24 protein-coding genes are annotated in these 22818 nt (G+C 64.5%); 10 read left to right on the top strand and 14 right to left on the bottom strand.

Translation table 11 applies throughout. The annotated features are described in order from the left end of the window. The first annotated feature begins 43 nt into the window (after window positions 1-43). The 6 genes from ccoG (at window position 44) to VQ045_RS02355 (ending at window position 5288) form a co-directional block, all read left to right on the top strand. Complete coding sequence (ccoG, locus tag VQ045_RS02380; RefSeq protein ID WP_331829097.1) at window positions 44-1618, top strand: cytochrome c oxidase accessory protein CcoG; 1575 nt, start codon at window positions 44-46, stop codon at window positions 1616-1618. Window positions 1619-1620: 2 nt separating this feature from the next. Continuing rightward, a complete protein-coding gene (locus VQ045_RS02375) occupies window positions 1621-2103 on the top strand; it encodes a FixH family protein (RefSeq protein ID WP_327624234.1) in 483 nt (160 codons plus the stop codon). 7 nt (window positions 2104-2110) lie between these two features. Next, window positions 2111-4429 carry a heavy metal translocating P-type ATPase gene (locus VQ045_RS02370; protein WP_327624235.1) on the top strand — a complete coding sequence of 773 codons (2319 nt, stop codon included), beginning with the start codon at window positions 2111-2113 and terminating at the stop codon, window positions 4427-4429. Further along, window positions 4426-4575, top strand: a complete 150-nt coding sequence (gene ccoS, locus VQ045_RS02365; protein WP_327624236.1) for a cbb3-type cytochrome oxidase assembly protein CcoS — start codon at window positions 4426-4428, stop codon at window positions 4573-4575. The genes VQ045_RS02370 and ccoS overlap by 4 nt, the downstream gene beginning before the upstream one ends. A 111-nt stretch (window positions 4576-4686) precedes the next feature. Further along, window positions 4687-4914, top strand: coding sequence for a type II toxin-antitoxin system Phd/YefM family antitoxin (locus VQ045_RS02360; protein WP_206453637.1), 228 nt, complete (start codon window positions 4687-4689; stop codon window positions 4912-4914). Next, window positions 4911-5288, top strand: a complete 378-nt coding sequence (locus tag VQ045_RS02355) for a type II toxin-antitoxin system VapC family toxin (protein WP_331829030.1) — start codon at window positions 4911-4913, stop codon at window positions 5286-5288. Before VQ045_RS02360 ends, VQ045_RS02355 begins: the two co-directional genes overlap by 4 nt. A 21-nt stretch (window positions 5289-5309) precedes the next feature. Here the strand turns inward: VQ045_RS02355 and VQ045_RS02350 are convergent, their stop codons facing one another. The 3 genes from VQ045_RS02350 to VQ045_RS02340 all read right to left on the bottom strand — a co-directional run bounded on the left by VQ045_RS02350 (window position 5310) and on the right by VQ045_RS02340 (window position 8398). Further along, on the bottom strand, window positions 5310-6827 hold the full coding sequence (locus tag VQ045_RS02350; protein ID WP_331829029.1) for a tripartite tricarboxylate transporter permease: 1518 nt from the start codon (window positions 6825-6827) through the stop codon (window positions 5310-5312). A 5-nt stretch (window positions 6828-6832) separates the two neighbouring features. After that, the gene (locus tag VQ045_RS02345; RefSeq protein WP_327650944.1) at window positions 6833-7306 is read right to left on the bottom strand and encodes a tripartite tricarboxylate transporter TctB family protein; all 474 of its coding nucleotides are present in this window, start codon (window positions 7304-7306) and stop codon (window positions 6833-6835) included. Between the two features lie 105 nt (window positions 7307-7411). Further along, on the bottom strand, window positions 7412-8398 hold the full coding sequence (locus VQ045_RS02340; RefSeq protein ID WP_327646925.1) for a Bug family tripartite tricarboxylate transporter substrate binding protein: 987 nt from the start codon (window positions 8396-8398) through the stop codon (window positions 7412-7414). Window positions 8399-8796: 398 nt separating this feature from the next. Here VQ045_RS02340 and VQ045_RS02335 point away from each other — a divergent pair, with 398 nt between their 5' ends. Further along, window positions 8797-9684, top strand: a complete 888-nt coding sequence (locus VQ045_RS02335; RefSeq protein WP_331829028.1) for a TIGR01459 family HAD-type hydrolase — start codon at window positions 8797-8799, stop codon at window positions 9682-9684. Continuing rightward, window positions 9671-11005, top strand: a complete 1335-nt coding sequence (locus VQ045_RS02330) for an FGGY-family carbohydrate kinase (protein ID WP_331829027.1) — start codon at window positions 9671-9673, stop codon at window positions 11003-11005. The genes VQ045_RS02335 and VQ045_RS02330 overlap by 14 nt, the downstream gene beginning before the upstream one ends. A gap of 24 nt (window positions 11006-11029) precedes the next feature. Here the strand turns inward: VQ045_RS02330 and maiA are convergent, their stop codons facing one another. Together maiA and VQ045_RS02320 are read right to left on the bottom strand one after the other, a co-directional pair. Next, the gene (gene maiA / locus VQ045_RS02325; protein WP_331829096.1) at window positions 11030-11680 is read right to left on the bottom strand and encodes a maleylacetoacetate isomerase; all 651 of its coding nucleotides are present in this window, start codon (window positions 11678-11680) and stop codon (window positions 11030-11032) included. Then, window positions 11674-12696, bottom strand: coding sequence for a fumarylacetoacetate hydrolase family protein (locus VQ045_RS02320; protein ID WP_331829026.1), 1023 nt, complete (start codon window positions 12694-12696; stop codon window positions 11674-11676). Before VQ045_RS02320 ends, maiA begins: the two co-directional genes overlap by 7 nt. Before the next feature lie 322 nt (window positions 12697-13018). On the opposite strand from VQ045_RS02320, the gene VQ045_RS02315 reads away from it, so the two are divergent. After that, window positions 13019-13231 carry a hypothetical protein gene (locus tag VQ045_RS02315; RefSeq protein ID WP_331829025.1) on the top strand — a complete coding sequence of 71 codons (213 nt, stop codon included), beginning with the start codon at window positions 13019-13021 and terminating at the stop codon, window positions 13229-13231. Between the two features lie 119 nt (window positions 13232-13350). Here VQ045_RS02315 and VQ045_RS02310 read toward each other — a convergent pair whose 3' ends face one another. The 3 genes from VQ045_RS02310 to leuB all read right to left on the bottom strand — a co-directional run bounded on the left by VQ045_RS02310 (window position 13351) and on the right by leuB (window position 16823). Then, window positions 13351-14013, bottom strand: a complete 663-nt coding sequence (locus VQ045_RS02310) for an OmpA family protein (protein WP_327624246.1) — start codon at window positions 14011-14013, stop codon at window positions 13351-13353. A gap of 230 nt (window positions 14014-14243) precedes the next feature. Further along, window positions 14244-15275 carry an aspartate-semialdehyde dehydrogenase gene (locus VQ045_RS02305; RefSeq protein WP_331829024.1) on the bottom strand — a complete coding sequence of 344 codons (1032 nt, stop codon included), beginning with the start codon at window positions 15273-15275 and terminating at the stop codon, window positions 14244-14246. Window positions 15276-15710: 435 nt separating this feature from the next. Then, window positions 15711-16823 carry a 3-isopropylmalate dehydrogenase gene (leuB, locus tag VQ045_RS02300; protein ID WP_327646919.1) on the bottom strand — a complete coding sequence of 371 codons (1113 nt, stop codon included), beginning with the start codon at window positions 16821-16823 and terminating at the stop codon, window positions 15711-15713. Window positions 16824-17046: 223 nt separating this feature from the next. On the opposite strand from leuB, the gene VQ045_RS02295 reads away from it, so the two are divergent. Further along, complete coding sequence (locus VQ045_RS02295) at window positions 17047-17436, top strand: DUF6789 family protein (protein WP_331829023.1); 390 nt, start codon at window positions 17047-17049, stop codon at window positions 17434-17436. Between the two features lie 82 nt (window positions 17437-17518). Here VQ045_RS02295 and VQ045_RS02290 read toward each other — a convergent pair whose 3' ends face one another. The 6 genes from VQ045_RS02290 to VQ045_RS02265 form a co-directional block, all read right to left on the bottom strand. Further along, on the bottom strand, window positions 17519-19090 hold the full coding sequence (locus tag VQ045_RS02290; RefSeq protein WP_331829022.1) for a GMC family oxidoreductase: 1572 nt from the start codon (window positions 19088-19090) through the stop codon (window positions 17519-17521). A 95-nt stretch (window positions 19091-19185) separates the two neighbouring features. Next, complete coding sequence (locus VQ045_RS02285; RefSeq protein WP_331829021.1) at window positions 19186-19719, bottom strand: gluconate 2-dehydrogenase subunit 3 family protein; 534 nt, start codon at window positions 19717-19719, stop codon at window positions 19186-19188. Between the two features lie 80 nt (window positions 19720-19799). Beyond that, window positions 19800-20195, bottom strand: coding sequence for a VOC family protein (locus VQ045_RS02280; protein ID WP_331829020.1), 396 nt, complete (start codon window positions 20193-20195; stop codon window positions 19800-19802). A 233-nt stretch (window positions 20196-20428) separates the two neighbouring features. Continuing rightward, window positions 20429-20767, bottom strand: coding sequence for a ribbon-helix-helix domain-containing protein (locus VQ045_RS02275; protein WP_331829019.1), 339 nt, complete (start codon window positions 20765-20767; stop codon window positions 20429-20431). 236 nt (window positions 20768-21003) lie between these two features. Continuing rightward, complete coding sequence (locus VQ045_RS02270) at window positions 21004-21963, bottom strand: molybdate ABC transporter substrate-binding protein (RefSeq protein WP_331829018.1); 960 nt, start codon at window positions 21961-21963, stop codon at window positions 21004-21006. A 118-nt stretch (window positions 21964-22081) separates the two neighbouring features. Next, window positions 22082-22708, bottom strand: a complete 627-nt coding sequence (locus tag VQ045_RS02265; protein ID WP_331829017.1) for a hypothetical protein — start codon at window positions 22706-22708, stop codon at window positions 22082-22084. Window positions 22709-22818: the final 110 nt, after the last annotated feature.

Genomic DNA, 22818 nt, shown 5'->3' with positions numbered 1-22818 from the left:
TACGGTGAAAAGACTTGCGATCATGCCGGACAGCCCTCCGGCAATGCAGGAGTCGCAATTGGACCAACCCGCCGAAATAACGCAGATCGACGTCGAGGCCGTCAATGCCGGGGGACGCCAGCAGAGCCAGCCGCTCTATGCGCCGCGCCAGAAGATATTTCCCAAGCGTGCCGAGGGCAATTTCCGCCGCTTGAAATGGATCGTCATGGCGATCACACTCGGCATCTACTACGTCACGCCATGGCTGCGGTGGGACCGCGGGCCTTACGCGCCCGACCAGGCGGTCCTGATCGATCTGGCCAATCGCCGCTTCTATTTCTTCTTCATCGAGATCTGGCCACAGGAATTCTTCTTCGTCGCCGGATTGCTGGTCATGGCTGGCGTCGGCCTTTTTCTGATCACATCCGTCGTTGGACGGGCCTGGTGCGGCTATGCCTGTCCGCAGACGGTCTGGACCGACCTGTTTCTCGTCGTCGAGCGTTTCTTCGAGGGCGACCGCAACGCCCGCATCCGTCTGGACAAGGCGCGGTGGAGCGCGGACAAGATCCGCAAGCGCGTCTTCAAGCACACGACCTGGCTCGTGATCGCGGCGGCGACCGGCGGCGCCTGGATCTTCTATTTCGCCGACGCGCCGACACTGCTCACCAGCTTCATCCTCGGTGAAGCGCCCTTCGTCGCCTACGCCACCGTCGGCATTCTGACCGCCACCACTTATATCTTCGGCGGTTTCATGCGCGAACAGGTCTGCATTTATATGTGCCCCTGGCCGCGCATCCAGGCCGCGATGCTGGACGAGGATTCGCTGACCGTCACCTACAATGACTGGCGCGGCGAGCCGCGCACGCACGGTGCCAAGAAGGCGGCGGCGGCCGGCCTTGCGGCTGGGGACTGCGTCGACTGCAATGCCTGCGTCGCGGTTTGCCCCACCGGCATCGACATTCGCGACGGGCAACAACTGGGCTGCATCACCTGCGCGCTCTGCATCGACGCATGCGATACCGTGATGGACCGGCTCGGCCGGGAGCGCGGGCTGATTTCCTACGCGACGCTGCGCGACTACGACGCCAATCTCGCGATCGCCACCGATCCGGCGAGCGGAGCGATCGACCCATCCCGAGTACGGGACGAGAACGGCCGTTTTCGCGACAATCTTCGCCACTTCGACTGGCGGATCATCTTCCGGCTGCGGACGCTGATCTACACCGCTATATGGGCGGCGATCGGGGCCGCCTTGGTCATCGCGCTGATGGCGCGCGACAGGCTCGAGATCAACGTCCAGCACGACCGCAACCCGGTGGCCGTGACGCTCAGCGACGGCTCGATTCGCAACGGCTATACCGTCAAGCTGCTCAACATGATCCCGGAGCCCCGCGTGATCACCCTCGGTATCGAGGGCCTGCCCGGTGCGACGATGGAAATCAACGAGATCGCGCAACCGGCCGGCACCCACTTCGCGGTGCCGGTGGAACCTGATAAACTGCGCACATTGCGCGTCTTCGTTGCGCAGCCGCCCGAGACCATCGCGCCGGGCGCGACCAACTTCCGTTTTGTCGTCAAGGATCAGGCGTCGGAAGCGACGAGCGCCTACAAGGCAATCTTCGAAGTTCTGGAGGAATGACCATGCTGGCTCGCTTGTTTCGACCGCGCGAATTCACCGGCTGGCATATGTGGGCGGTGATGGTCCTGTTCTTCGGGACGATTATTTCGGTAAACCTCGTGCTTGCCTATTTCGCCAATTCCAGCTGGAGTGGGCTTGTCGTCCAGAACTCCTACGTGGAGAGCCAGCGTTTCGACACCGAGACCGCGGCGAAGCGTCGCCAGGCGGCGCTTGGCTGGACCGTGCGCACGTCTTACCAGGACGGGGTCTTCACGGTCAGTCTCATCGACGGAACGGAGCGCGCCATCCGCGACGCTTCGGTGGAGGCGACGATCGGGCATCCGGCTTCCGAGCGGGAGGATCGCACCATCCTGCTGCAGGCTGATCCGGGCGGAACCTACACCGCTCCAACCGAGCTCGGCACGGGGCTTTGGGAGGCCGCCATCGTCGTCACGGGGACGGACGAGCAGCCTTGGGAAAAAGCGGTGCGCTTCGTGGTGGAGTGAGACGGTCATGAGCTGTTGTGGTGGGGCGCTGGCCACGAGCTTCGCGCTCGAAACCGTTGATCCGGCGAGCGCGCTGCGGGCCGAGGAACTGATGCGGTCGGGACGCGTCAACGAAGACGGCACGGTCCAATACGTCTTCTCGGTTCCGGATATCTCGTGCGGCCGCTGCATGACCACGATCGAAACGGCGCTGACGCCGCTCGACGGCGTCGTCTCGGCGCGCGTCAATTTGACGATGCGCCGGGTGACCGTGGTTCTCGATGCCGCGGATCGATCGCCACTGGTCGTCAGTGATGCCCTGGAGCGTCTTGGCTATGGCGCGACGCCGGTCGACATCGGCGATCTGGACGACTTGTCCCGCCAGCGGGAATCGGCTGGTCTGCTCAAGGCGTTGGCCGTCGCCGGCTTCGCGGCCGGCAACATCATGCTCCTGTCGGTATCGGTCTGGTCCGGCGCCGACGCCGCGACGCGCGACCTGTTCCATCTGGTCTCGGCGCTGATCGCCCTGCCGACGGTCGCCTATTCCGGCCAGGTCTTCTTCCGGTCCGCCTTCGGCGCGCTCAGGGCCGGGCGCCTCAACATGGACGTTCCGATCTCGCTCGCCGTGGTGCTGGCGCTCGCCATGAGCGTCTTCGAGAGTCTCACCGGCGGCGCGGCGGCCTATTTCGACGCGGCGGTGACGCTGCTCTTCTTCCTCCTGATCGGGCGCTATCTCGACCAGCGCATGCGCGAGCGCGCGCGAACCGCCGTCACCGGTCTCAGCCGTCTGGCGGTGAAGGGGGCAAGCCGGGTTGAAGACGGCGAGCTCTCCTACGTGCCGCTCGACGAGGTCCGGCCTGGCATGATCCTGCGTGTCGCCGCCGGCGAGCGGGTTCCCGTCGATGGCGTGGTGGTGTGGGGGACGAGCGATCTCGACCGCTCCCTCGTCACCGGCGAGAGCGCGCCGTTTGCCGCGTCCGGCGGTGACAGGGTCGAGGCGGGGACGCTGAACCTCTCCGGTTCGATCGACATAGAGGCGCTGGCGACGGCGGAAAACTCCTTCCTCGCCGAAATCATCCGGATGATGGAAGCCGCGGAGAAGGGGCGCGGACGTTATGTGCGCGTCGCCGATCGCATGGCGCGGATCTATGCGCCGGCGGTCCACATCCTGGCCGCGGCCACCTTCGTCGGCTGGCTGGTGGCGACGGGTGGCGACTGGTACGCGGCCACTTACGCTGCCATCGCCGTCCTGATCATCACCTGTCCCTGCGCGCTTGGACTGGCGGTTCCCGTCGTTCACGTCATCGGCGCGGCGCGGCTGTTCGAGAACGGCATCCTGATGAAGGACGGCTCGGCACTGGAACGCCTTGCCGAGGCCGACCACGTCGTCTTCGACAAGACCGGCACGCTGACGACGGGTGTCCCCCGCGTCACGTCTTCGGATGTCGAGGGCGATGATGCGGGGGCCGCGCGCGCGCTCGCCGCCCATTCGACGCACCCGGCCTCAAGGGCGATCCTGGCTTTTCTCCCCGCCGCATCCGCCGGAGCGCTCTCGGCGGTTCACGAGGTGCCGGGCTGCGGTGTGGAGGGCGAAGTCGACGGTCGGCGCGCCCGTCTCGGGCGCGCCGATTGGGTCGGTGCCATCGCATCCGGCGACGGATGGTCCGGAGGGCGGGCCGGCGGCGTCGGCTTTGCGCTGGAGGGCGGTCGGCTGTTCGGCTTCGAGCTGGCGGAGACGTTGCGCGGTGACGCCGCGGCGGCGATCAACGACCTGAAGCAGGACGGCCTGGCTGTCGAGGTCCTGTCGGGCGACGCGGCTGAGCCCGTCGCGCGGATCGCCGGCGAACTCGGCCTCGCCGCAATGGCGTCGGGCCAGACGCCCGGCATGAAGATCGAGCGTCTGCATGGTTTGCAGGCACGCGGAGCAAAGGTTCTGATGGTCGGCGACGGCCTCAACGACGCGCCGAGCCTCGCGGCCGGCGACGTGTCGATGGCGCCGGCGTCCGCCTGCGACGCCGGGCGGCTGGCCGCCGATTTCGTGTTCACGCGGGACAGCCTGTTCGCGGTGCCTTTCGCCCACCGGGTCGCCGTCAAGGCCCGGCGGTTGGTACAACAGAACTTCGCGCTGGCGATTCTTTACAATTGCATTGCCGTTCCGCTGGCGATCGCGGGCTACATCACGCCGCTGGGCGCCGCCATCGCCATGTCCTCGTCCTCCATCGTCGTCGTCGCCAACTCCCTGCGCCTGGCCCGCGGCGGCAAGATGGGGCGGTGGACCGAGGGGGCGTTCGCGCCGCGCACACCGCGGCTTCCACCCCCGCGGCTCGTCGGGGAGGGGGTGGCATGAACGTCCTGATCTACCTCTTGCCGGTCGCGCTCGGGCTCGGGATGCTCGGCCTCGCCGCGTTTCTGTGGAGCCTGAAGAGCGGGCAATACGAGGATCTCGACGGCGCCGCCGAACGAATTCTTCTGGAGGATGACGAGGCCGACTGAGGCATGATCCAGGCGCGCGTCGGGTCCTCCCGGCCGGCAACAGCCATTTCCGCCCACTTGTTTCCAGGGAGATTAAGGCCATAATTATAGCCATAATAACGAGGTGCTCCCATGGACGTCACGGTCGCTGAGATGAAGGCCAACCTGTCAAACGTTCTGCGCAAGGCCGCCGCCGGCGCGGAAGTCCAGGTGACCCGGCACGGCAAGCCGTATGTCCGTCTCGGACCTGCCCGGCCGGAACGGCCGACATTGCCACGGGTCGGTGCTTTTGACGGCCAGTTTCAAGTTCCAGATAACTGGGACGATATCGCGACCGGATTCGAGCAGTACATGGAATGACGGTTGACGCATACCTGCTCGATTCGCACGTGCTCCTATGGGCGCTCTACGAAAGCGCCAAGCTGCCCGAGCGCTATCGGACGGTTCTTGCCGGGAGCGCCCAGACATTCGTCAGCGCGGCGACGGTCTGGGAAGTGGAGATCAAGAAGAAGAACGGCGCGCTTCCCGTGCCGGACAAGATCTGGGAACAGTGCGCTCGAACGGGCCACCAATTCCTGCCGATCGAGACGGCGCACGCGCGCGCGGCCGCCATGCTTCCGCTCCACCATCGCGATCCCTTCGACCGCATGCTGATCGCTCAGGCCCGGCTCGAAAGACTGACGATCCTGACGGTCGACCGCGACTTCGCCAAATACGACGTGTCGCTCGCCTGACGTGATTCCCGGCGCGCCGGATCAACCGGAAGCGATATTCTCGCCGGGAGTCCCCTGGCCGCCCCGCCGGTTCGCCGCCAAGACGATCAGCGGAATGCACCAGATCGCGATGGTGAAGAGGCCGAGGCCGGCGGCGATCGGCCGTTCGAAGAAGGCGAGGAAACTGCCGTCCGCCTTGATCATCGAGGTGATGAAGTTCTGCTCCAGCATTGGGCCGAGAACCAGCCCGAGGATCGCCGGGGCGATCGGAATGTCGTTTTCCTCCATGAGAAAGCCGATGACGCCGAAGATCAGCATCAGAATGACGCCGAAAATCGAGTTGTTGATGGCGAACGAGCCGACGATGCAGAACATCAGAATGATCGGCATCAGGACCCGGGTCGGGATCGACAGGATCGTGCCGGCCGCCTTGATCGCCACCCAGCCGAGCGGCAGCATGATGAGGTTGGCCAGGAAAAACACGATGAACACCGCATAGATCATCTGCGGGTTGGTGATGAAGACCGTCGGTCCCGGATTGATCCCCTTCACATAGAGGACGCCGATGACGATCGCGGTGATCGAATCGCCGGGAATGCCGAAGACGAGCGCCGGTATCCAGGCGCCGCTGACCGCGCCGTTGTTGGAGGCGCCGGCCTCGACGAGCCCTTCCACGTGACCGGTGCCGAACTTGTCCTTATCTTTCGAAAACCGCTTGCTGATCGCATAGGAGATCCAGGCGGCGATGTCGGCGCCGGCCCCCGGAAGCGCCCCGATGGCGGTGCCGACCATGCTGCCGCGCACGACCTGCGCCGGATAGCGGCGAAGGTTGATCCACTGGCCGCGAAAGATGCCGGACTGCCCAGTCCGTTCGATCCGCGGGCGTTCCTGGCGCGTGACGACCGAGCGCAGCACCTCAGACACAGCGAACAGGCCGATCATCGCCGGAATGAACTGAACCCCGGCCAGAAGATCGACGATGCCGAAGGTGTAGCGTGGTTCGCCAGCCGGATTGTCGATGCCGACCGTCGCGGCGAACAGGCCGATCAGCAGCGAGATCAGGCCGCGCGGAACGGAACCCGGCGAAACGAAGATCGCGCAGGACAGGCCGAGCACGACCAGCCAGAAATACTCGAAGGACGAGAATTTCAGAGCGATCTCCGCCAATGCCGGCGAGGCGGTGACGAGAACGATCGTGCCGAAAATGCCGCCGATCGACGAAAACACCAGCGCCGCGCCCAAGGCTTCTTCCGACCGGCCTTGCCGGGTCATCCGGTAGGCGTCTTCGACATAGGCCGCGCTGGCCGGCGTACCTGGCATCCGCAACAGCGCGCCCGGTATGTCGCCGGCGAAGATTGCCATCGCCGTCGCGGTGACGATCGCGGCGATGGCCGGGACCGGGTCCATGAAGAAGGTGACCGGCACGAGCAGCGCCGTCGCCATCGTCGCGGTCAGTCCCGGAATGGCCCCGACGAACATGCCGAAGCAGGCCGAGCCGAGGATGACCAGAAGCACATAGGGCTGGAAGACGAGGGCGAAGGCCTCGGCGACGACGGACATGGACCCTACCAGAGAAAGCCGAGAAAGGCGTTGCGCGGAAGCGGCACCAGCAACAGCCGCCCGAATGCCTGCTGAATAATGACGGCCGCAACGATCGAGACGAGGATCGCCGTCAGCGGCTTGACCCTGAGCGTCAGCATCAGCGCGGCCATCATCATGAACGCCATCGGCACGAAGCCGATGAGGTCGGAGAAGAGGATGTAGATGACGATCAGCGCGAGCGAGACGGCGAGGCCGATGACGGACGCAGGCGAGCGCGCCCAGTCGGCGATGACGATGGCGGGCCGCCGCGCACCGGCCATCACGCTGCGCCCGGTCATGTATACACCAAGCCCGAAAGTCAGAAGAGCGATCGTCTTGGGCATCGTCGCGGCGCCATAGGCCTGGCCGGGAATTGCCGAGAATTGCGTCGCTGAGAGGAAAATAGCGATTGCGCCGGCCAGAAGCAGGACGCCGAGGGTGAGATCATTGAGCTTCATCGACGCGCTCTTTTGGACCGGGAATGGTCGCGTGGCGGATCGCGTCCCGCGCGCCGGCGACAGGGAAAAGCGGCCGGCCGCGCGGCCGGACGCATCTTGGCTGTCTCAGTTCTTCGCCAAGCCGGCCTCTTTCATCACCTCACCGAGGCTGGCGTCGTCGTCGGCGACGATCTTCGTCGCCTCCTCGCCCCCCGCCCAGCGCACGCCGAACCCGCGGTCCTTCATGAAGCTCTGGTATTGGTCGCTGTTATAGGCTTTTTCGATGGCGCCGGTCAGCTTGGTTTTGACGTCGTCCGGCAGGCCCTTCGGCGCGGCAACGGAGCGCCAGACCGCCAGTGTCCAGTCGGAATCGACGCCTTCCTTGAGCGTCGGCACGTCGGGGAACATGGCCTGGCGTTCGGCGGACATGGATGCCAGCGGCCGCACCCGGCCCGCCTCGATCATCGCCCGGCCCTCGGCAAGCGACGACGGTACGATGTCGACACCGCCAGCCACCATGTCGGTAATTCCCGGCGACGCGCCCTGACTCGGAACCCAGGTCACCTGATCCGGTGGCAGATCCTCCGACAACAGCCAGCCGGCAAGGCCGAGATGCCAGATGCCGCCCTGACCGGTGCCGGACGCCTTGAAGGTGCCTTTCGGTTGCGACTTGATGGCGTCGCGGAGCTGCTCGAGCGACTCGTATTCGGAATCAGCCGAGACCATGATGCCGCCCGGATCGGCATTGACCAGGGCGAGGATGTCGAAATCCGCGTAGGTAAGGTCGGTGAGGCCCTGCCAATGCATCATGTCGATCTCGATCGTCATGATGCCCAGCGTGTAGCCGTCCGGCTCGGCATTGGCGATGGCGCTGTGGCCGACCACGCCGGAGCCGCCGGTGCGGTTCACCACATTCACCGGCACGCCCAGTTCTTCCTGTAGCAGCGAGGCGAGGATGCGGCCGACCGCGTCGGTGCCGCCGCCCGCGCCCCAAGGCACGATCATCTGGATCGGCCGCTCGGGATAGGCCGACTGCGCCGAAGCGACGCCGGTGCCGAGAACGCTGGACGCCATAAGCGCTGCGGCAATTGTGATAATGGAACGTCTGCGCATGTTTCCTCCCAGATGGCTTGCTCGCAAAAGCGCGACGCGAAGACCCTCGACCACGGGACCGCGCCTCGGTGCCGCGCAGCGATCATGCGATCTCGTCTCCCAGGCTGACTATCAGGCGCGCTACGTGGCGTGTCAATGTATACTTTGTCAGGCACGTGCCCACGACGCGGGAGCACGCGTGTCTTACAAACCGCGACTGGAGAACGAAAAATCGACAACCCAGAGCGCGGTATTCTAGGCTGGCGGCGGGGGCACATGTTGAATTCAGTGAATGTCGTTGGTGTGGCCGTTTGCACGATCGCCGAAAGCGCGGCAGAGACGGCTTGCGTCATGATGATACCGGCGCGACCGCGTCGGGTATCGACGCGCGGGCAGCGAAATCGAACGGAGACGATCAGTTGGGTAAACACATCACCGGCCTGGAGGAGATCGAAGATCATTTCGATGTCGTCGTGCTCGACCAATGGGGGGTGCTGCACGACGGCGACGCGCTTTATCCTGGCGTTCTGGAGGCGCTTGCCCGGCTGACCGACGCCGGCAAGACGATCGCGCTTCTGTCCAATTCGGGCAAGCGGGCGGCGCCGAACCGCGAACGCCTTGCCGGCTTCGGCATTCCGGTCGAGGCGATGGAATGCATCATGACGTCCGGTGAAGCGCTTTGGCACGATCTGGCGAACGGTGTGGTGAAGGGCTTCGATCACCTGTTCCCCGTCGCCGCGACCCCGGAGGATGCCATTGCCTGGGCGGACGGTCTCGACGGGATTTCGCTCGTCGACACACTAGCGACGGCGGACGCGATCCTGATCATGGGCTTGCCGGACGACGCCGAGCTGTCGTCCTACCAGGCGCTTGTGGACGAGGGGCTGGCCCGCCGCGTGCCTGTCCTTTGCGCCAACCCCGATCGTGCATCGCCACGACCGGGGGGCAGACTGGTGGTGGCGCCGGGCGCGCTGGCGGCGCGCTACGAGGCAGCCGGCGGGCGCGTAATCTGGTACGGCAAGCCGCATGCACGGGTCTTCGAGGCGACGGCTCAGGCATTGGGCAATCCGAAGCAAGATCGCATTCTCATGGTCGGAGATTCGCTGCAACATGACGTGGCGGGCGCCAGTGCCGCCGGCTGGCGAACGCTTTTCGTCCGCGATGGTCTCCACGCGCAATCCCTTGCCGACAAGCGCGGCGGCGACCTGGATGCGCAAATCGAAAAGCTCGCGAGCAAGGACGGCGCGCCGCTGCCCGATTATACAATCCGAATACTGCAATGGGGTGTCGAGGATGCACGATCCTGATTTTTTGGCGCTGTCGGCGAGTCTCGGTCGTGCCCCGCTTTATCTGGGCCTCGACATCGGCACCTCGGGCGTGCGCAGCGCCGTCGTCGATTCCGATGGAAGCCTGGTCTCGATCGCTCGCGAACCGATGCATCCGTCGAAGGGTGACGACGTGTCCGCCGAAACATGGTGGGAAACGGTCTCCGCCTGCCTCGATACCCAGGCGAGGGCGCTTGCGGACCAAGGCGGTTCGATGGCGTCGGTCCGCGCCGCCGCGATCGACGGTACCTCAGGCACGATGGTCCTGGTCGACGGCGACGCCCGGCCGGTGACGCCGGCGCTGATGTATGATTCGTCCGGCTTCGACGACGAGGCGATGCGTATCGCGGCCTGTGCGCCGCAGGATTCGATCGTGCGCGGAAGCGGCTCGGCTCTTGCCCGCATGCTGCGGTTGCAGAGTTATGACCCCGATCGGCGGGCGCCCCACCTTTGCCATCAGGCCGATTTCATCCTGGCGCGGCTAACGGGGCGACCCGGATTGTCCGACGAGAACAATGTTCTGAAATTGGGTTACGACCTCGAGAGCGAATCCTGGCAGGACTGGTTCGCGGCCTGCGGCGCGCGGATGGACCTGCTCCCGGACGTCTTGCGCGTTGGCGCGATTGCCGGAACCGTCACGGAGGCAATGGCCGATCGGTTCGGCTTCGCGCGCGATCTCAGGCTTGTCGCCGGCACCACCGACAGCGTCGCCGCCTTTCTCGCGTCGGGCGCGATGGCAATCGGTGAAGCGGTGACGTCGCTCGGCACAACGCTGGCGATCAAGCTGTTGTCGGATGTGCGGGTGGACGACGCGGCGCGGGGTATCTACAGCCACCGACTCGGAGACCGGTGGCTGGCCGGCGGCGCGTCGAACACCGGCGGCGGCGCCCTGCTGCGTCACTTTTCCGCCGAGACGATCGCGGCGCTGTCCGAGCGGATCGATCCGGATCGGCCGACCGGGCTCGACTATTATCCCCTCGCCAGGGCCGGAGAACGCTTCCCGATCAACGATCCCGCGCTCGCCCCGCGGCTTGAGCCGCGTCCCGACGACGATGCGGTATTTCTGCAAGGCATGCTGGAGGCGATCGCCCGGATCGAGGGCGAGGGCTACGCCGCCCTTGCCGCCCTCGGGGCGCCGGCGCCGGCCCGCGTCCTGACCGCTGGCGGCGGCGCGCAAAACGAGGCCTGGACGGCAATCCGGCGCCGGACCCTCGGCTGTCCCGTCGAGAAGGCGCCCGAAGCCGAAGCCTCGGTCGGCATGGCACTGCTGGCGCGGCGCGGCATGGAAAACTCTGACCACTGACGCTGATGCTCTTGGGCGTCGTGATTATTGCGACGGAGCCCTGATCCTGTCGGGATGAGCGGCTCGAAAGGCCTCCAACTCGGCGCAGACCGCGTCGATCGCCAGGAGACGTGGCCAGCGGGCGGTATCGCATCCCCAACGGCGGGCGTTATAAAGCTGCGGCACCAGGCAACAGTCGGCCATGGTCGGGTCGTCGCCATGGCAGCATCGCCCGGAGGCCTCGCTTCCCACTACCGTCTCCAGTGCGTCGAGACCCCTGGTGATGAATTCCTGCATCCAGGCCTGCCGCCGCTCGTCGTTGCCGCCTGCCAGCTCTACCACCCGTGTAACGACGCTGGAATTGCAGACCGGATGGATATCCATGGCGACCATGTGGGAAAGCTGTCGCACCCGCGCCCGGCCGCGCGGATCGGCTGGCAGCAACAGGCTGTCGGGGTTGGTCTCGTGCAGATATTCGATGATCGCCAGCGATTGGGTCAGCGTTTCGCCACCGATTTCGATCGTGGGGACCAACCCTTGCGGATTGCGCGCCAAATGTTCGGATTCCCGGTGCTGTGCCAGCGGCAGGTCGACCGGGATCGCGCGGAATGGCAGTCCCAAAAGGTTCAGTGCGATGCGCACCCGGTAGCTCGCGGAGGATCGCCAGTAGTCGAAAAGGACGATGTCGTTCACGATCTAGGCTGCTCATATCGCGTGACCGGCTGCTCAATGGCGCCGAAGATCGACCGGTGTTTATCGTCGAGCATCTCGATGCGCACGGTGTCCCCAAAGTGCAGGAACGGTGTTTCCGGCGCACCGCCGGCGATCGTTTCGACGGCGCGCGTTTCCGCCAGGCACGCATAGCCGACGCCGCCATCCGCGATCGATTTACCGGGTCCGTCGCCGCGCTTGTTGGAAACGGTTCCCGAGCCGATGATCGTGCCAGCCGAGAGTGGCCGCGTCCTGGCTGCATGGGCGATCAATGTCGGAAAATCGACGCTCATGTCGATACCGGCATTGGCCCGGCCAAACGGTTTGCCATTGTAGTCCACCGCAAGCGGCAGATGCAGCTTGTCCCCATCCCAGGCATCGCCGAGTTCGTCGGGGGTCACCGCGACCGGCGAGAAGGCTGCGGGCGGCTTCGACTGGAAGACGGCGAAACCGTCGTCGCCTTCCGCCGGGATCATGCCGCGCAACCAGACGTCGTTGATCAGCATGACCAGACGGATCGCGGCGCGCGCCTCATCGACGCTCGCGCCCATCGCCACGTCGCCGAGGATCACCGCGATCCCACCCCCCATGTCGAGGCCAAAGGCCTCGTCGGCGAGCGGGATTGGATCGCGCGGACCGAGGAAGGCATCCGAGCCGCCTTGCTGGATCGGCGGGTCGCTCCGGGTGGCCTCCGCCATCTCGGCGCCGCCGGCCTTGCGTATCAATTCAAGGTGGCTGCCGTAGGCCGAACCGGTCGCGAACTGAAACGCGCGGGGCAATGGGCTCATGGCGTCGTGCTCGTGAAACCGCTCGACCGGTACCGAACCGCGCTCGAGGCTGTCGGCGAGCGCTTGCAGATGCGGGGCGACGCGCGCCCAGTCGTCGAGCGCCCGCTGCAGGCTGGGCGCGAGGAACGAGGCGTCGGTCATTTGGGTCAGGTCGCGGGACACGACGACGAGTCGCCCGTCGCGGCGGCCATCCTTGAGCGTTGCGAGTTTCATCAGTCCCACTTTCCTCGGATGCGCCGCGGAGGCGCTGTTTCGGTCCCGCTCCGCGATTCTTGTCGTTGCACTGCCGGGTCTTCGTGGCAGAGCGGGTCAGATGCCGGGAAGCGGGATTTAAGCATGAGGCCATTGTCCCACCCAGCTTGACAGGCTTCGGTGCGACGGTCGAGGCCTTCTTGAAGCCAGGCGCCGACGCTTTCGCGGTGGCGTCTGGCGGGCGGCGAAAGCCGGGTCTTGCCTTCCTTCGCAAGAGTTCCAATTTTCCGGCGGAAGGACATCCATTCCGCCGCGAGCGGCGGCGCAGCGAAAGACTATTTCCATGACCATCAGACTTGCCACCATAACCGGACTCCTCGTCGCGACCATGAGTGTTTCGGCCTGTACCACGACGCAGAAGACGGTCGGCGGCGCCGTCGTCGGCGGTGTCGGCGGGGCGGTCCTGGGTGACGCGATCGCCGGAACCGGCGGAGCCGTGGTAGGCGGCGTCGCGGGTGCCGTCGCCGGCGGCGCGGTCGGGCGCAATCTGCACTGAGGCAGAGCCGGCGGTTGGACGAACCTCCGGCCGGCGCTTGACCGGTCAAGAATAGTATGAGGGCCACGCTCCCGTCGGAGCGCGGCCCTCATCGCGTGTATCGGCCGTTTTTTGCGGTATTAGCCGGCCCGCAGCGGCGAGATCGCGATCTCGACGCGGCGGTTCTTGGCTCGGCCCTGCTCGGAGTCGTTGGTGGCGACCGGCTGGCTTTCGCCGAAGCCCTGGGTGTTCAGGCGGCGCGGGTTGACACCCTGGCTTGCCAGGAACTGGCTGACCGAGGTGGCACGCTGCTGCGACAGCTGCAGATTGTAGGCGTCAGAGCCCTGACTGTCGGTGTGGCCGTAGACGTCGACGATCGACTTGTCGAACTCTTGCAGGACCAGCGCGACGGAGCTGAGCGTCGGATAGAAGGCCGGCAGGATCGACGCCTGGTCGCTCGGGAAGGTGATGTTCGACGGCATGTTGAGGATGATGCGATCGCCGGCCCGGGTGACGGAGACGCCGGTACCCTGGAGCTGCCGGCGAAGCTTGTCTTCCTGCGAATCCATGTAGGCACCGATACCGCCGCCCGCCAGCACGCCGACGCCGGCGCCGATCAGCGCGGCGCGGCCCGAATCGGCGCCCGTCGCCTCGCCGACGAGATAGCCGCCGAGCGCGCCGACACCTGCGCCGATGCCGGCGCCGCCGACGGTGTTGGAGAGCTTGGCTTCACCCGTATACGGGTCGGTCGTGCAACCGGCGACGGCGGTGGTCAGCGCAAGGACGAGGGCGAGCTTTTTCATGAGCGATATCCAGTGTTGGCTTCGGGGCCTTCACGGCCCGCTTCGTGTCCATTCGCCGTCGGCGTTAGTTGCTACAAGTGACTGAAATACGGCTGATCAGATAGCCGCCGCAATTCCATTCCAGCGTTACCCACAGGCAACGGACAGAGCGTCCGCGTCCCTGTGGCATTCCCCATAAAGAAAGGCCGGCCTCGCAAAGCCACACCGGCCGTCCTCTGATTTGGGCTGGCTCAGGCCGCCCGCTGCTTTTCCAGAAGGCCGCGATTGATCAGCAGTTCGGCGATCTGAACGGTGTTCAACGCCGCGCCCTTGCGCAGGTTGTCGGAGACGATCCAGATGTTCAGCCCGTTCTCCAGCGTCTGGTCCTCGCGGATGCGGGAAATGTAGGTGGCGTCCTCGCCGGCCGATTCATACGGCGTGATGTAGCCGCCGTCCTCGTGCTTGTCGATCACCAGACAGCCCGGCGCCTCACGCAGGATCGCGCGCGCCTCGTCGGCGGTGATCGGGTTCTCGAACTCGATGTTCACCGCCTCGGAATGGCCGATGAAGACCGGAACGCGCACGGCCGTGCAGGTGACCTTGATCTTCGGGTCGAGCATCTTCTTGGTTTCGACCATCACCTTCCACTCTTCCTTGGTGGAACCGTCCTCCATGAAGACGTCGATATGCGGAATGACGTTGAAGGCAATGCGCTTGGTGAACGTCTTGCGCTCAATTTCGTCGGCGACGAACACCGCGCGGCTCTGGGTGAACAGCTCGTCCATGCCGTTCTTGCCGGCGCCTGATACCGACTGGTAGGTGGACACGACGATACGCTTGATCCTGGCGTGGTCGTGCAGCGGCTTCAACGCGACGACGAGTTGCGCGGTCGAGCAGTTCGGGTTGGCGATGATGTTCTTCTTGGTGAAACCCGTGATGGCGTCGGCGTTCACTTCCGGAACGATGAGCGGCACGTCGGGATCGTAGCGGAAGGCCGAGGAATTATCGATGACGACGCAGCCCTTAGCCGCGATCTTCGGTGACCATTCCTTGGACACGTTGCCGCCGGCCGACATCAGGCAGATGTCGGTTCCAGTAAAGTCGTACTGGTCGAGCGGCTTCGTCTTCAGCGTCTTGTCGCCGAAGGAGACCTCGGTTCCGAGGCTACGGCGCGAAGCCAGCGCCACGACCTCGTCCGCGGGAAAACCGCGTTCGGCGAGGATGCTCAGCATTTCGCGTCCGACATTGCCGGTGGCGCCGACGATGGCAACCTTGTAACCCATGGGATACAATCCTTCGCTCTCCCCGTCTGATCATTGCACGCTCGTCTACCGCCCCGGGGGAGACAAGCGGGGCAGACGGCGTCAGATAATCGACGTTTTGATCGTGGAGCGCGCGAACATGGTCTGCGATATGCGCGGAGACACCCCGCTTGTCAATCGGGCCGCCAGAACGAAAAAAGGCCAGCCCCCTTTCGGAGGGCCGGCCATTCATTTCGGGGACGCACCGGGCAGAGTCGGCCGACGGCCCGCGATCCGTGTGACGGGAACGAAAGCTAGACCCGACGCGGATCGCGCTTGGGCTCGCTGTCGCGGCCCAGGAACTTCTTGGCGACCCAGCCGACAAAAACGGCTTTCAGGATACCTCTAATCATCGTGCTCTCCTTCGACTGATTGAGGATACAATGACTGATGCAGCCAAGTGGTTGCATGGCCGGCTCAGGCGGCGAGCTTCTTTCGGAAACTGTCGCGCACCGCGTCTCCCATTTCCGCCGTGCCGACCTTCCGGCAACCGTCGGACATGATGTCGCCGGTGCGGATGCCGCTGCCGAGCACCTCGGCAACCGCGGCCTCCAGCGCGTCGGCCTCTGCAATCATCGCGAAGGAATAGCGCAGGCACATCGCGAGAGAGGCGATCATCGCCAGCGGGTTGGCGATGCCCTGGCCGGCGATATCGGGTGCCGAGCCGTGGACCGGCTCGTAGAGCGCGCGCCGCTTGCCGGTCTTGGCGTCGACGGCGCCGAGCGAGGCCGAGGGCAACATGCCGAGCGAACCGGTCAGCATCGCCGCGATGTCCGACAGCATGTCCCCGAAGAGATTGTCGGTGACGATGACGTCGAACTGCTTGGGCGCGCGCACCAGCTGCATACCGCCGGAGTCGGCCAGCATGTGTTCCAGCTCCAGGTCGGCATATTCGTCCCGGTGGATGCGCGTGACCACCTCGTTCCAGTAGAGCCCCGACTTCATCACATTGCGCTTTTCCATCGACGTCACCTTGCCGCGGCGGGTCCGGGCGAGGTCGAAGGCGGCGCGGGCGATGCGCTCGATTTCATAGGTTTCGTAAACCTGGGTGTCGATGGCGCGTTTCTGGCCATTGCCGAGATCGATGATTTCCTTCGGCTCGCCGAAATAGACGCCGCCGGTCAACTCGCGCACGATCAAAATGTCGAGCCCCTCGATCACCTCGCGCTTCAGCGAGGAGGAGCCGGCCAGCGCCGGATAGCAGATCGCCGGGCGCAGATTGGCGAACAGTTCCATGTCCTTGCGCAGGCGCAACAGCCCCGCCTCCGGCCGCAGATCGTAGGCGACGCCGTCCCATTTCGACCCGCCGACCGCGCCGAACAGGATCGCGTCGGCTTGCATCGCCAGATCCATGGTCGCATCCGACACCGGCTTGCCGCAATCGTCATAGGCCGAGCCGCCGACGAGTGCGGTTTCGGTCTCGAAACCCGCGTTGGTCGCTTCGTTCATCACGGCGACGAGCTTTACGACTTCCGCCATCGTTTCGAGGCCGATGCCGTCGCCGGGAAGCAGCAGGAGCTTGGTGGTCATGATGCGGTGTCCTCCGTCGTATAAATACAGTCGGCGAGGGATTTACACGAAAGTCGTGCCAGGGACAGCCGGCCGATGACCGGGACGGAACCTTCCCTGGAGTGTGGGCAAATGCCGGGAATTGGCGTCACGTCGATTTGAGATGTTTTGATTGTTCTATCCTCGGCCAACCCCGCATGTCTCGATCCCAGCGATTTGGACCGAACACAGGCGGGACAGCATTATGATTCGTATCGGCAAGGGAATGGCGGCCGGCCTCGTGGCAACGGTTCTGCTCTCGATCCTGATGGTGATGAAGGGCACGATGGGGCTGATGTCGCAACTCGACGTCATCCGGATGATCGCCGGTATAACGGGCATGTCGGCCGCTATCGCCTGGATCAATCTCGCCATTCCGGGCGACACCCAATGGCTGCGCGGCATCGTCTTCGGCATCGGCGCCTGGCTGGCCATGATGGTGCTGGTCATGCCCGCGGCGGGACAGGGGCTGTTCGGCCTGCAGCTCGGAATCATGGCTCCCGTCATGACGCTCATTCTGCATGTCATTTATGGCGCGGTCTTGGGTGCCACCTATGGGGGGATGGTCGGGCCGCGGGTATTGACTGACGGATAGTGGATGTCGCGTTCGCCGCAACCGTCGCGGTTGGGAGGCGAGAGAGCCGGCCGTGGTTGGCTCCCTCGCGCGTCCGGTCCGCTCAAAGCTCCCCGGAAGCCATCCGCCCGGCGATGTGGTCGGCCTGACGCAAGGCCAGCGCGACGATCGTCAGGGTCGGGTTCTCGGCCGCGCCCGTGGTGAATTGCGAGCCGTCGGATACGAACAGGTTGGGGATGTCGTGGGTCTGGCCGAAGCGATTGACGACGCCATCCTCAGGCTTCTCGCTCATCCGGTTGGTCCCCAGATTGTGGGTCGAGGGGTAGGGCGGGGTGTGGATGGTGCGCACGGCTCCAACCGCGTCGTAGATCGCCGAGCCCTGCTGGTAGGCGTGGTTGCGCATCGCGGTGTCGTTGGGATGATCGTCGAAATTGACGTTGGCGACCGGCATGCCGAAAGCGTCCTTGTCGCTGTCCGACAGGGTGATCCGGTTATCCTCGCGCGGCATGTCCTCGCCGACGATCCACAGGCCCGCCATGTTGCGGTATTCGTCCATGGCGCTGGAGAAATCGCGCCCCCATTTGCCGGGGTTGAGAAAGGCCGCCATGAAGGGCAGCCCGAGCGACAGCGTCTCGAACTCATAGCCGCCGGCAAAGCCGCGCGAGGTGTCGTGCCTGGCCTCGTCCTGGACGATTCCGGCCATGGTCGTGCCCCGGTACATGTGCACCGGCTTGTCGAAGGTGGCGTAGACCGACCCGGTCGTGTGGCGCATGTAGTTGCGTCCGACCTGGCCTGAGGAATTGGCGAGCCCGTCGGGAAACATCGAGGATTGCGAGTTGAGGAGCAGCCGCGGGCTCTCGATCGAATTGCCGGCGACGGCGACGATCCGGGCCTTCTGCACGTGCTCCTTGCCGTCCTTGTCGGCATAGACGACGCCGGTGACCTTGCCGGAGGCGTCGTGCTCGATCCTGAGGACTTGGCTGTCCGGGCGGACTTCGAGCCGGCCGGTTTCCTCGCCCTTGGGTATCTCGGAAACGAGGGTCGACCATTTGGCGCCGGATTTGCAGCCCTGGAAGCAGAAACCGATCTGCAGGCATGAGGCACGATCGTCGCGCGGCTCGGAGTTGATGGCCATGCGGCCGGTGTGGACTTCCTTGTAGCCGATCTTCTTGGCGCCGGCTTCCAGCACCTTGAAGTTGTTGTTGCCCGGCAGGCCCGGGATGCCGTTGGTGCGGGTGACGCCCATCCGGTCCTCGGCCATGGCGTACCAGGGCTCCATCTCCTTCAGGTCGATCGGCCAGTCGAGAAGGTTGGCGCCCTCGATCGCGCCGTAATTGGTCAGCGTCTTGAACTCGTGCTCCTGAATGCGCAGCGAGGCTCCGGCCCAGTGGGTGGTAGAACCGCCGACGGCCTTGACGATCCAGGCCGGAAGGTTCGGAAAATCCTTGGCGACCTGCCAGTCGCCGGAAGTCGTGCGCTTGTCCTTCCACGCGAGCTGGCCGAAGGAATCCCACTCGTCGTTGATGAAGTCCTCGGTCTCGTGGCGCGAGCCGGCTTCGAGGATGACGGTATCGATCCCCTTGAGCGCGAGCTGGGTACCGAGGGTGCCGCCGCCGGCTCCCGAGCCGACGATGACGGCCACGCTGTCGTCATTGAGATCATAAGGTGCGGGCATGTTGCGTTTCCTCCCGGAGTTCTCGATGCCATCGCCTCCTCGCGGCGCATCGAACTCCCATTGTCGAATGCTGGATCTGTTTCCCGGCGCGGCTCTCAGAGCCAGTCGATGTCGTCAAAGCCGCGCTCGATGTAGCCGCCCTTGTCGGCCGAGGCGCCCTCATAGCCGAACATCGGCCAAAGCTCCTTCTGGTTGTAGAGCCCGACGACGAGGTTGGAGCGCACCTTCTGGAAAAACGGATCGCTCTCCATCTCCTTCAGGATCGCGGTACGATCGTCATCGCTCACCACCGCCGCGTAGTCCGTTTCGTGCTTGGTTCGGGCAGCATCGTTCAACTTGGCGACGCCGTCCTCGAGCATCGCGAGATCGCCTTTCGAGGCGCGGGCCGCCTGATCGAGAATGTCGACGGCGACCGCGTAATATTTGTCCTCGATCATGGCGTGCGGATAGGTGTCCCGCGACATCTGGACGAGGGTCGCGAAGGTCTCCGGCTTCGTCGCCTGCGGCATCTGACTCCAGGCCTGCCCGACGATCAGACCCGATGGCATGATCGTCATGGCCAGAAGTCCGGCTCCGCCTTTCAGAAAGCCGCGCCGGTTTGGCGCGGCGCGCCCCATTACCTCTGCCATTTTGGTTCCTCCCGATGGCTTGGTTCGTCTGTCTCGACTCGTCCCATTCTCCCGCTGGGCCGCGCCAGGAGCGCGCGGCGCTATTGGAAGCGCCCGCCCCGTTCCAGTACCTCGATCTTGTAGCCGTCCGGATCATCGATGAAGAAGAAGCGGCCGAGCTTCATGCCTTGGTGTGAAATTTCCTTGATGTCCTTGGGCGCCAGTCCAGCCGCGCGCATGCGCTCGTGCTCGGCGCCGAGATCGCCGACCGAGACGGCGACGTGGCCGTAGCCGTTGCCGAGATCGTAGGGCGTCGTCTCGCCCTTGTTGATCGTCAGTTCGACCTCGTGCTCGCTCTCCTGATTGGCGAGATAGACAAGCGTGAAGGAGTCGAAATCGTAGCGATCGGCGACTTTCAGGCCGAAAGCCTTGTCGTAGAACGCGACCGAGCGCGCTTCGTCGAGCACCCGCAGCATCGTGTGAATTGTCTTGGCCAAGCCACCCTCGTCATGGTTGCGACGCGCCAGATGGCGGCGTCGGAATTCATGCGGCGGATGCAGTCGGCTGAGGGCGTGAAAACGCGCGTCAATCGCCACGCGGCGACTACGATATTCCTCCCAGAGCCGGCTCGACCCGCCAGTTCATGACGAGCTTAGACGCAGATTTCGTGCTGCGGGTAGTATGATGATAGCACACCGAAAATCGTGGCCTGCGGGGCGGAAGTCGGCCGTCAGACCGCGATGCGGAAATCCTGAGGACGCTCAGCGGGACGCCGAATTTCGCCCGTCTTGGCATCGGCCCGCCGTGTCGCCATGCTTTCGAGATGCAGCAGGCAGGCGCAGCGCAGGAGCGAGGTGAAGTTGCGTGCCTCGCCGCGCAACTCCGACACCTCGTCGTGCAGCGTCGTCAGAAACTTCGACAGCGGTATCGCCTGATCCGCTGCCAGTTCCTCCAGCACATGCCAGAAGGCGGCTTCCAGCCGGATCGATGTCGCATGGCCGGAAAGGCGGACGGATCGCGTCTCGCTATCATAATTCTTGGTCGGGATTCCGGCGAAGAGCTGGCACATGCGATGTCCGTCCATAGTTGCGCGTCGGGCCCTGTCCCGCAGTTAAGTCGCAAGCGCGGACGATGACAAGCTCCGGGATGGCGGCGCGGCGCTTTGACCGAGCGTCAAACCCGACTTTTGCAGAAGGCGAGGGGTGAACGGCGAGGAGCCGGGACCAGGCAAATGGGCGGCGGCACCGGGCCACTTCGCTATCGGCGAAGCAGCCCGGGACAACTGCGTATGGGAACCGGAGCGGCTCAGCCCGCCGGGATCGGTTTCGACGCCAACTCGTCCTTGCTGGCGCGCACGAAGCCGTAGCTCTCATAGATCGCCTGCGCCTCATCGGAGCGCAGATAATCGAGGAACGTCTCGGCGTTGTCGGGATTGCGGGCGTTGGTCAGCGTGCCGATGGCATAGGCGACCTTGTCCTGCTGGTTCTGCGAGGCGGGAATCTCGACGCCGTCGATCTTGCGGCCCTCCGCCTTGGCGTAGCGCACTTCGGTTTCCCAGACGATGCCGACATCCGCCTCACCGGCTTCGATGCGGTCGGGCGTCTCGCGATGGTGGCGCTCGGTGAACCAGGTCTTGCCCTCCACGGCCCAGCAGCCCTTGCAGTCGGCGTTTCCGGTGACCTTTTCGTGGATGCCCATATCCTTGAGCATCTGCGATCCGTAGAAGCGAAAAATACCCTCGGTCTGCGGATTGGGATGGGACTGCACCAGGTCGTCGCGGGCCAGATCCTCCGCCCCCTTGATGTCCTTTGGGTTGCCCTCGGCGACCATCAGGGACAGCCGATTGTGCGTATAGACCATATACGCATCCATCAGATCGGCGGCCTTCAGCTTCTTCAAATGGCCGAGGTTGACGCTGGCGTAAAGGTCAGGATTCTGCGCCGTATCCTTGCCCTGGATCTGACCCTGCTTCAGAATTTGCTGGTTGAGAATTTGCCCCGGCGGGATGGTTTCGACATAGACTTTCGCAATTTCGGGATTCTTCGACTGAAAGTCCTTGATCAGGTCTTCCATGACCATGAATTGGTTGCCGGCGAGATACATGACCAGATCGGCCGTGTAGGAATCCTCGATTGCGCCGTATTCGACCTCTCCGCCGGCGGAGAAGGTGCGGTAATCCTTGTCACCGCTTTCCTCTTCCTGCGCGAATGCCGCGCCGGTCAAGAAAATCGCGGCAATTGCGGTGGTAAGTAACCTGTTTATCATTCGTTCTTCCTCCCTTAAGACGGACGAATTCATACATGCGAATGGATGAATGTAAAGTAGATGGCGGCCTTCTGACATATCGCGCGGCCTGCCCCCCAACGACCGTCAAGGCGCCGCCTCACAAATGCTCGGCCAGTTTCCGCATCAGCCGCCTGCCCTGTCGACGGGAACGAAGCTGCCGCGTCGTCAAGCTGTTGGGACGTATCCGCAGGTTCCTCTCGCCATTCTCGACGAAGGAGAAGCGACGTGATGCGCCGACCGGAAGGAGATCAGGGCCGTAGAGCGCGACCACGATCAGATTCAGCCCAGTCACGGAGTCGGTCCAGGAACTGAGGTTGGACAATTCGGGATCCGTCTCGACCAACTGGCTCACCAGTTCGTCGAAATGGCCGATATCGAGATAGTCCCCCGTCGAGAGGCTTCCCTGACGCATCGACGAGCGCGGGTCTGAGCCAAGGTCCTCGGGAAGATCGCGCAGGTCGGTGAGGGCATATTCATAGGACTTGGCATCGGTTTCCAAGGTCGCGATGATGCTTGTGATGTAGAGCGGTTCGGCGCTCATGCTGGTGATGAGGCAGCGGGATCGGATGCCGTGGCCGGCGCCGCGGCTGATCAGGATCGAGGAACTGCGCTGGCGCCGATACCCGTTCAGCAGCAATTGCAGATAGACGACCCACACGATCAGCATCGCGATACTTACGCCGAGACTGAGGACAGCGGTGTTTTGCGACAGCCAGTTCCACATGATGTCCGCTCCTGCGTTGGTTCCGGCCGCCGCCTCCCCCGGCTGCGTCAATCGCCCGCAGAACGCGGGAGCGCGCCGATCGATCCGTAGGCGGGAATCGCGCCGCGATC

The sequence above is a fragment of the Aurantimonas sp. E1-2-R+4 genome, from assembly GCF_036549515.1.
GTDB lineage: Bacteria > Pseudomonadota > Alphaproteobacteria > Rhizobiales > Rhizobiaceae > Aurantimonas > Aurantimonas coralicida_A.
The sequence above is the reverse complement of the archived record's forward strand: the minus strand, read 5'-3'. Positions and strand labels throughout refer to the sequence as shown.

What these genes read in the sequence shown, in the direction of transcription:
- ccoG (WP_331829097.1), top strand. Translation starts at nt 44, where the DNA reads ATGCAGGAGTCGCAATTGGACCAACCCGCCGAAATAACGCAGATCGAC.
- VQ045_RS02375 (WP_327624234.1), top strand. Translation starts at nt 1,621, where the DNA reads ATGCTGGCTCGCTTGTTTCGACCGCGCGAATTCACCGGCTGGCATATG.
- VQ045_RS02370 (WP_327624235.1), top strand. Translation starts at nt 2,111, where the DNA reads ATGAGCTGTTGTGGTGGGGCGCTGGCCACGAGCTTCGCGCTCGAAACC.
- ccoS (WP_327624236.1), top strand. Translation starts at nt 4,426, where the DNA reads ATGAACGTCCTGATCTACCTCTTGCCGGTCGCGCTCGGGCTCGGGATG.
- VQ045_RS02360 (WP_206453637.1), top strand. Translation starts at nt 4,687, where the DNA reads ATGGACGTCACGGTCGCTGAGATGAAGGCCAACCTGTCAAACGTTCTG.
- VQ045_RS02355 (WP_331829030.1), top strand. Translation starts at nt 4,911, where the DNA reads ATGACGGTTGACGCATACCTGCTCGATTCGCACGTGCTCCTATGGGCG.
- VQ045_RS02350 (WP_331829029.1), bottom strand. Translation starts at nt 6,827, where the DNA reads ATGTCCGTCGTCGCCGAGGCCTTCGCCCTCGTCTTCCAGCCCTATGTG.
- VQ045_RS02345 (WP_327650944.1), bottom strand. Translation starts at nt 7,306, where the DNA reads ATGAAGCTCAATGATCTCACCCTCGGCGTCCTGCTTCTGGCCGGCGCA.
- VQ045_RS02340 (WP_327646925.1), bottom strand. Translation starts at nt 8,398, where the DNA reads ATGCGCAGACGTTCCATTATCACAATTGCCGCAGCGCTTATGGCGTCC.
- VQ045_RS02330 (WP_331829027.1), top strand. Translation starts at nt 9,671, where the DNA reads ATGCACGATCCTGATTTTTTGGCGCTGTCGGCGAGTCTCGGTCGTGCC.
- VQ045_RS02320 (WP_331829026.1), bottom strand. Translation starts at nt 12,696, where the DNA reads ATGAAACTCGCAACGCTCAAGGATGGCCGCCGCGACGGGCGACTCGTC.
- VQ045_RS02315 (WP_331829025.1), top strand. Translation starts at nt 13,019, where the DNA reads ATGACCATCAGACTTGCCACCATAACCGGACTCCTCGTCGCGACCATG.
- VQ045_RS02310 (WP_327624246.1), bottom strand. Translation starts at nt 14,013, where the DNA reads ATGAAAAAGCTCGCCCTCGTCCTTGCGCTGACCACCGCCGTCGCCGGT.
- VQ045_RS02305 (WP_331829024.1), bottom strand. Translation starts at nt 15,275, where the DNA reads ATGGGTTACAAGGTTGCCATCGTCGGCGCCACCGGCAATGTCGGACGC.
- leuB (WP_327646919.1), bottom strand. Translation starts at nt 16,823, where the DNA reads ATGACCACCAAGCTCCTGCTGCTTCCCGGCGACGGCATCGGCCTCGAA.
- VQ045_RS02295 (WP_331829023.1), top strand. Translation starts at nt 17,047, where the DNA reads ATGATTCGTATCGGCAAGGGAATGGCGGCCGGCCTCGTGGCAACGGTT.
- VQ045_RS02290 (WP_331829022.1), bottom strand. Translation starts at nt 19,090, where the DNA reads ATGCCCGCACCTTATGATCTCAATGACGACAGCGTGGCCGTCATCGTC.
- VQ045_RS02285 (WP_331829021.1), bottom strand. Translation starts at nt 19,719, where the DNA reads ATGGCAGAGGTAATGGGGCGCGCCGCGCCAAACCGGCGCGGCTTTCTG.
- VQ045_RS02275 (WP_331829019.1), bottom strand. Translation starts at nt 20,767, where the DNA reads ATGTGCCAGCTCTTCGCCGGAATCCCGACCAAGAATTATGATAGCGAG.
- VQ045_RS02270 (WP_331829018.1), bottom strand. Translation starts at nt 21,963, where the DNA reads ATGATAAACAGGTTACTTACCACCGCAATTGCCGCGATTTTCTTGACC.
- VQ045_RS02265 (WP_331829017.1), bottom strand. Translation starts at nt 22,708, where the DNA reads ATGTGGAACTGGCTGTCGCAAAACACCGCTGTCCTCAGTCTCGGCGTA.